We start from the raw sequence: 7542 nt of genomic DNA on the forward strand, positions 1-7542 counted from the left end.
CAATTGACCCGCACGAGGCACACCACGACCAACGACCGAATTGCCCCTAAGTTACCGGTATTGGCACTAGGCTACCGGCTTCGTTTTGGGTCGCTCGGTCGTGCGGCGCTGAAGGGCGACTCCCTCGCTCCGCCGCCGAGCACCTCGTCGACATCGAAGCGGAGCGGGCGTTCCAGCTGTTCGTAGGTGCAGGATCGCGGCTCGCGATCGGGGCGCCATCGCAGGAACTGCGCGGTTTGTCGGAACCGCTCACCCTCCATCGCGTTGTATGCCACCTCGACCACGAGCTCGGGCCGCAACGGCTCCCAGGCCAGGTTTTTGCCGCCGGTCCAGCGGCTCACCCCGCCCGGAATGCGCTGCGCGCCCTCGTGGTCGCCGTGCGCCCACGGGTGGTCGGTGACGTCGCGGTACGGCGCCAGCTCCTCCAGCAGCTCGGCCCGCCGCGCCATCGGGAACGACGCCGAGACGCCGACGTGGTGCAGGGTGCCGGCCTCGTCGTACAGGCCGAGCAGCAGCGAACCCACCACGGGGCCGGACTTGTGCCACCGGAAGCCCGCCACCACGGCGTCGGCCGTGCGGGCGTGCTTGACCTTGTACATGAGGCGCTTGCCGGGCTCGTAGGCGATGTCGGCGGGCTTGGCGATCAGGCCGTCCAGCCCGGCGCCCTCGAAGACCTCGAACCACCGCCGCGCGGTGGCGGGATCAGCCGTGGTCGGCGTGACGTACACCGGCGCAGCCACGTCTTTCAACGCGTTCTCCAACGCGGCACGCCGAGCCGCGTACGGAGTGTCTAGATAGGACTCGTCGTCGAGGGCGAGGATGTCGAACGCCACGAACGACGCGGGTATCTGCTCGGCGAGCAGCCTGACCCGCGACGCGGCGGGGTGGATGCGCTGGCTGAGCAGGTCGAAGTCGAGGCGCGGCGCGCCACCACCCTCGGCGCGCTGGATGATGACCAGCTCGCCGTCGATCGCCGACCGCGGCGGCAGCTGCGCCTTGGCCTGCGCGACCACCTCCGGGAAGTACCGCGTGAGGGTCTTGCCACCCCGGCTGGCCAGCTCGACCTCGTCGCCGTCGCGGAACACGATGCACCGGAAGCCGTCCCACTTCGGCTCGTACGTCATGCCCGGCACGACCGGAATGTCCGGAATACTCTTCGCCAGCATCGGTTCGACCGGCGGATTCACCCGAAGCTCCACGGTCAAACACTAGAACCTGAGTCCGACATACTTCTTCCCGTGGCGCGCAGTAGGCGGGGGGCGGACCCGATCACGGAGCAGGTCGACACCGGTGTCGCGGAGTTGCGACCCGACATCGACCGGCCTCGGGCGTACACGCTGCTGCTCGACCAGGCCCCGCAGTCGCACGTCGACCTTGACGACCCGACCTACCTCGACTTCGAGTACGTGCGCCGGTTCGCGATCGCGGTCGACCTGGCCGCCCCGCCCGGTGAGCCGCTGCGCGTGCTGCACCTCGGCGGCGGCGCGCTGACGCTGCCCCGGTACGTGTCCGCCACCCGGCCAGGGTCCACGCAGCGGGTCGTGGAGGTCGACGGGGCTCTGGTGGAGTTCGTCCGGCGGGAGCTGCCGTGGCCACGCGATCCGCGGCTCAAGATTCGGGTCGGTGACGCGCGGGAGGTTCTCCAGTTCCTGCCCGGCGCCGCGTACGACGTGATCGTCGGGGACGTGTTCGCCGGCGCCCGCACCCCGGCGCACCTGAGCTCGGTGGAGTTCGCGCGCGAGGTGGCCCGGGTCCTCGCTCCCGACGGGCAGTACCTCGTGAACATGGCCGACGGCCCGCCCCTGGCGTACGCGCGAAGCCTGGCCGCGACGGTCCGCGCGGCTCTGCCGCGCACCTGCCTGATCGCGGACAGCGGGGTTCTGAGCGGCCGGCGGTACGGCAACCTGGTCCTCGTGGCGAGCCGGGTGGATCTGCCGATTCCGCAGCTCAACCGCCGGGTGGTGGGTGACTGGTTTCCGGGCCGGGTGCTGCACGACGCGGAGTTGCACCGGTTCAGCAGCGGAGCCCCTGTGCGAGACGACGCCAGCGCCCGCCCATCCAACCCACCACCGTCATTAACTTTTGGCTCGACCCATTGATCCCTCCTGCGCTCACAGCCGTACCAGAACATGGTCGCCAGGCTCCACGGCCCGGCCTGCCACACCCTGTGACGTGCGATGGAGGTCTCGATGGTGACGCCGCTGGAACCGCTGGTCCGGGTATGTACGCGATAGCCGCGGAGTGGCGTGGTGGCCGGGCGACGGACCGTGCGTCCGCTGTGCCTCCGCAACGGTCCGCCAATCGGTGGCAGGCTATCGACGGAGGGGCGGCCGCACGCAATGATGAGCGCGTGACGCCACGCCCTGCCCCCGGGCGCCACCAAGCCGGGTCCTCTCCGGCGAACCACGACGACGCTCTGGTTCGCGAGTTGTACGAGGAGCACGCAGGCCCGCTCCTGATGTTCGTGCTCCGCCTCACCGGCGGTGACCGCCAGCGGGCCGAAGACATCGTGCAGGAGACGCTCCTGCGCGCGTGGCGCAACGCGCACCGGCTCGGTGCCCAGGGGCAGGCGTCCCTGCGGCCGTGGCTGGTGACGGTGGCCCGGCGGATCGCGATCGACGACCACCGGAGCGAAAACGCGCGGCCGCCGGAGACGTACGGGCGCGACCTGGAGGCGTTCTCCGAGCCCGACGAGACCGAGCGGGTGCTGCGCCTCATGACCGTGACGGACGCGCTCCGCACGCTCAGCCAGCCGCACCGCGAGATCATCCTAGAGACGTACTTTCGGGGGAAGACTGTGCCTGAAGCGGCGGAAGCGCTGGGCCTGCCGTTGGGCACTGCCAAGTCACGGGTCTACTATGCGCTTCGTGCATTGCGGAGCGCGCTACAGCAACGGGGTGTGACCGGATGAGCCGGGCAGCACACTGGGACGTGGCCGCGTACGCGCTTGGCGTGCTCGACGAGCGTGAGGCCGAGAAGTTCGAGGAGCACCTGGCTGGCTGCTGGGCGTGCGCCGGCGAGCTGGAGTCGATGCTCCCCGTCGTCAACCTGTTGTCCGAAGTGGACGGCGAAAACCTCGTGACGGCCGAGCAGTCCCGCTCTGATGGGCGCGTGCTCAATCGGATGATCGTCGAGGTGGGCGCCCACCGCAAGCGCGCTCGCACCCGGCAGATCCTCGCCGCCGCCGCCTCCGTCGCCGTGCTCGCGACCGCCAGTGGCGTGTCGCTGTTCGCCGGTGGCCAGCTCTTCGGTAGCGACAGCGGCAGCTCGCCGAACGTGTCGGCGCAGGGTAACCAGACCGCCACCGGTCCCGCCACGCCCAACCCCAACGGCACGGGTGGGCCCGGCATCGGTGGCCCCGGTGGCCAGGCCACGGGCGGGGTCGGCGAAGACGGTGAGAAGTTCACCGCGCGCGACACAGAGACCGGCGTCGAGGCCGAACTGCTGCTGGAGACGAAGATCTGGGGCACCCAGGTGTCGTTCCAGCTCACCAAGCTCAAGGGCCCGCGCACCTGCCGGCTCGTGGTGTTCCGGGAGAGCGGCTCGACCGAGGTGCTCAACACCTGGTCCGTGCCCGCGTCCGGCTACGGGACCGCGGAGGAGCCGCAGCCGTTGCTGCTGTCCACCACCACGGCCACACCGCGCAACGATATCGACCGCATCCAGATCCAGTCCGTCACGGACGGGGTCGCGGAGCCGCTCGTAACGGTTGCTCTCTAGAGCGCAGATCGCGCCCATACCTGCACACGCACGGCAGGGCGATCTGGTTCAGGGCTTGGCTGTGAAATTGTCCACCGTCAATCATGACCGCTGGCTCAACTATTTGGGCCGGGCCTACGTACTTCATGTCAAGAAGGCCCAAGTGGATGAAAGTAACAGGGAGGGCAAGTGATAACGGGAAAGCGGACCGCTCTCGTCGTGAGCGCTCTGGCAGGTGCCGCCGCACTGGCCCTGGCTGGTTGTGCCCCGACCGGCTACGACCAGAACAATGGCGACCAGGTTGAGGTGGCCAACCAGGCAGCCGCCGCGGCGGAGGCGACTCCGACGCCCGAAACTTCGGAAGGCGCCGAGGACACGGCCGAAGAGCCAACCAAGGATGTCGCCGCCGAAGACCTCACCACGAAACTGACCGCCAAGAAGCTCCCGCGGATGGGCACGGTGGTCGTCGACCAGGACGGCTTCACGCTGTACCGCTTCGACAAGGACACCGTCAACCCGCCGGCCAGCAACTGCGTCGAGAAGTGCCAGAAGGTCTGGCCGCCTGCGTACACCGAGGACGGCAAGCCCGACCTGGTGGGTATCGACGACGAGAAGCTCGGCGTCATCACCCGGCCCGACGGCACCAAGCAGCTGACCCTCGGCGACTGGGCGCTGTACCGGTACATCGGTGACACCAAGCCTGGCCAGTGGAGAGGCCAGGGCGTGGGTGGCACGTGGTTCGTCGTCGCGCCGGACGGCAAGCGCAACCTGACCTGCCTCCCGACCGGTACGCCGAAGGCCGTCGAGCCGCCCGCGGACGACGAGTCCAAGGACGGCGAAAGCTCCGAGAGCGGCTACAGCTACTAAGCGCAGAGAAATGACGCGGTGACCGGTCGTGGCCATTATGGTGCGGCCGGCCACCGCGTTTCTGTGCCAATTCAAAACCGTCCGGCATCAGCCGAACGGCGGATGTCTCAGCGTTGAAGTTGGACGGCATAAGTTCCCTTTAAATGCCACCTAAGAGTTCCCTATTTTTCGCAGGTGAGATTGACGGTCCTGGGAGTGCCGTTTTACGGTTTCTTCAGCTTCGTCGATCGCTTGTTCAAGCACCGGTCCTGGAGGTTCAGAGATGCTCACGGGACGACTCGCGGCACCTGCGGCGCGTCGGGCGGCGGCCGTCCTCACCGGGCTGGCCATCGGCATACTGGCGATGCCCGTGGCGGCGCAGGCGGCGCCCGACACGCCGCTCACCGCGGCCGACAAGAACCTGCTGTCGGCCGTCCGGCTGGCGGGGCTGTGGGAGATGCCCGCCGGCAACATGGCCGCCGAGAAGGGCGGCCGGGTGCGGGTACGCCAGGTCGGCGCTGAGATCGCCAAGCAGCACGCCGAGCTGGACCGGCTCGTGGTCGCGGCGGCCAACAAGCTCAACTACCAGCTGCCCAACGAGCCCAACGGCGACCAGCAGAAGTGGCTGGCGGAGATGGAAGAGGCCCAGGCGGGCGCCGACTTCGACCAGGTCTTCGTCGACCGGCTGCGCGCGGCGCACGGCAAGGTCTTTCCGGTGATCGCCCAGGTGCGCACCGGCACCCGCAACGACGTGGTGCGCCAGCTCGCGCAGGACTCCAACAAGTTCGTGCTCACCCACCTGACCCTGCTGGAGAGCACGGGCCTGGTGAAGTACTCAGACCTGCCGCTGCCGCCCGACCCCAAGGTGACCAACGCCCAGGGCAGTGGCTTCCTTGACAACGCGATCGCCACCGGCTCCGCCAACGGTACGGGGGTGAACCCGACGGTGATCTGGGTGGTGCTGCTGGTCGCCCTGGTGGCCGGCGGCGTGACGACCTTCAAGTTGTTCCGCCCACGGTAAGACTTTCCGGAGCGCTCGTGTCGCACTGCCCGCCCGGCGGGCGCCCCGCCCCCCATCGTGCTGGAGAGCCCACGATGGACGGCGCGGGACGTGCACCAGCCGAGGGCGCGGCGCTAGTCCCCCAACTGGCGCACTACAAAAGGACCCGGAGACCAACACCAGGCGAAGGGAGAGGTCACTGACCAGCCGGGTCTGACGCAAGCGCTCCGGAGAGAGCGGCACCGGGACACCCCGTCCGTGTCCCGGTGCTCGCGTCTGTGCGGCCCCTTTCAGGGTTGGGGAAGCCTACCAGCCACTTCGCTCCCGTGGCAGAGTTTGGTCGTGCATCGGGTGCTGACGCCGCCAGACGGTTACCACCTGGCAGGGTCGGTCGGGCTGCTGCCAATGGGCCAGCATGACCCATGCGCCCGCTTCGTCGACGGCGCATTCTGGTACGCAAGCCGCACACCAGACGGTCCTGGCACGCTATCGCTGCGCCGTGACGGCCACCAGATCGCCGCGACCGGATACGGGCCGGGCGCCGCCTGGCTGCTCGACCAGGCCGATGCGGTGGCCGGTCTGCACGACGACGTCAGCGGCTTCGCTGACCTCGCCGCCGCGCATCCCCTGGTCGCGCGCCTGGCGCGCACCCACGCCGGCCTCCGGCTGCCGGCAACCGGCCAACTCTTTCCCCGGCTGCTGCGCGCCATCCTCGAACAGAAGGTCACCGGCAAGGAGGCCTACCGCGGGTACGTGAAGGCGGTGCGGCACTTCAGCGAGCCGGCGCCCGGGCCGGTGGAGCGGTTGTGGCTGCCGCCCGACGCGGCGGCGGTCGCCGCGGCACCGTACTGGGTCTTCCACCCCTTTGGGGTGGAGCAGCGGCGCGCCGACACGCTTCGCCGGGCCGCCGCGGCCGCCGCGCGGCTTGAGAAATGCGCGGACAGTACGGAAGCCACCACGCGCCTGGTCGCTATCGCCGGCATCGGGCCGTGGACAGCCGCGGAGGTGGTACGGGTGGTTTTCGGCGACGCCGACGCGGTATCGATCGGCGACTACCACATTCCCAACACCGTGGCCTGGGCATTGGCTGGCGAACCGCGCGGTGACGACGCCCGGATGCTCGCATTGTTGGCGCCATTTCCGGGGCACCGCGGACGCGTTTGTGTGCTGTTGGAAAAAGCGGGAATTGCAGCACCCCGGTACGGGCCGCGGATGCCCCTCCGCTCGTTCGCGCGCTTCTGACCTGGGAAGTTAAAAAATCTTGCCCGACGCTGAACCGTCGGCATCATCCGAACGGGGGATGCCATAGCGTTGAACGCTCCGGCATAAATTTCCTTTAAGGAAAGTGCGGAAAGCTTAATTCCTTCTTCTCGGCTTGACACTTATAGAGCTGCGCTTTTAGGTTGGGATCGCAGAAAAACGTGGTGCGAACTCGTCGCGAATGTCAATCCCGTAGGCGTAGGTCGGCACCCGTTCCGGACATCGTGTGTAGCAGAGAGGCAAAACCTCAACTGGACGACGCCTGCCCACCGCGCCGCCCTCGATGAGAAGGAGAAGGTATCCCCACATGTACAGGTCGGCACAACGGCGCAGCTCGACCATGAGCAGTAGGACCAAGCGCATCATCGGTGTGCTAGCGACGCTCGTGGTGTTCGGCGGCATCATCACCGTGACTCAGGTCTCGTCCGCGCGCGAGCGCAACCGAGGGCGTGCACCGGCCGCTTGCCGCCCGGCTCCGAACGGCACCGCGCCGGAGGGCCAGCAGAACGTCACGCAGACCCGCCAGAACGGTCGCACGGTCCGGAACTACTGGGGTGACGGCCAGGCGTGTACGGGTACGGGGGCACCCACGACACCACCCAGCAACAACAACGGCACGCAGGGCCCCAACCAGCCCTCCACGCAGGCGCCGACCACCACCGCGCCGCCGCCGTTGAACAAGGAGCCGAACACGTGTGAGGAAGGCAGCAACCTGCCGATCCACGATGGTTTCCAGA

The 7542-nt window shown here is 68.5% G+C and carries 7 protein-coding genes and 1 pseudogene; 7 read left to right on the top strand and 1 reads right to left on the bottom strand.

Annotated elements, in window-relative coordinates; genetic code table 11:
* Positions 1–71 precede the first annotated feature (71 nt).
* Complete coding sequence (locus V6V89_RS40660; RefSeq protein WP_334625054.1) at positions 72–1199, bottom strand: ATP-dependent DNA ligase; 1128 nt, start codon at positions 1197–1199, stop codon at positions 72–74.
* Between the two features lie 39 nt (positions 1200–1238).
* Between V6V89_RS40660 and V6V89_RS40665 the strand changes: the two genes are divergently transcribed.
* From V6V89_RS40665 to V6V89_RS40695, 7 genes and pseudogenes are all read left to right on the top strand, one after another.
* On the top strand, positions 1239–2099 hold the full coding sequence (locus V6V89_RS40665; RefSeq protein ID WP_334625055.1) for a spermidine synthase: 861 nt from the start codon (positions 1239–1241) through the stop codon (positions 2097–2099).
* A gap of 122 nt (positions 2100–2221) precedes the next feature.
* Positions 2222–2911, top strand: coding sequence for a sigma-70 family RNA polymerase sigma factor (locus V6V89_RS40670; RefSeq protein WP_334625056.1), 690 nt, complete (start codon positions 2222–2224; stop codon positions 2909–2911).
* Positions 2908–3720 (top strand): zf-HC2 domain-containing protein, encoded by an 813-nt coding sequence (locus V6V89_RS40675; protein ID WP_334625057.1) that lies wholly within the window; start codon positions 2908–2910, stop codon positions 3718–3720. The genes V6V89_RS40670 and V6V89_RS40675 overlap by 4 nt, the downstream gene beginning before the upstream one ends.
* Positions 3721–3888: 168 nt before the next feature.
* Entirely contained in the window at positions 3889–4566 is a 678-nt protein-coding gene (locus V6V89_RS40680; protein WP_334625058.1) for a hypothetical protein, read from the top strand.
* Between the two features lie 262 nt (positions 4567–4828).
* Positions 4829–5566: a DUF4142 domain-containing protein gene (locus tag V6V89_RS40685; RefSeq protein WP_334625059.1), complete on the top strand. Its 738-nt coding sequence runs from the start codon at positions 4829–4831 to the stop codon at positions 5564–5566.
* 321 nt (positions 5567–5887) lie between these two features.
* Complete coding sequence (locus V6V89_RS40690) at positions 5888–6787, top strand: DNA-3-methyladenine glycosylase family protein (protein ID WP_334625061.1); 900 nt, start codon at positions 5888–5890, stop codon at positions 6785–6787.
* A gap of 358 nt (positions 6788–7145) precedes the next feature.
* Positions 7146–7542: pseudogene (locus V6V89_RS40695) on the top strand (hypothetical protein); the annotation flags it as partial.

The sequence above is a fragment of the Micromonospora sp. CPCC 206061 genome, assembly GCF_036906915.1.
Classification (GTDB): domain Bacteria; phylum Actinomycetota; class Actinomycetes; order Mycobacteriales; family Micromonosporaceae; genus Phytohabitans.

Bases quoted from the DNA above. Each gene is read 5' to 3' on its own strand.
- V6V89_RS40675 (WP_334625057.1), top strand. From the start codon at position 2,908: ATGAGCCGGGCAGCACACTGGGACGTGGCCGCGTACGCGCTTGGCGTG.
- V6V89_RS40670 (WP_334625056.1), top strand. From the start codon at position 2,222: ATGTACGCGATAGCCGCGGAGTGGCGTGGTGGCCGGGCGACGGACCGT.
- V6V89_RS40685 (WP_334625059.1), top strand. From the start codon at position 4,829: ATGCTCACGGGACGACTCGCGGCACCTGCGGCGCGTCGGGCGGCGGCC.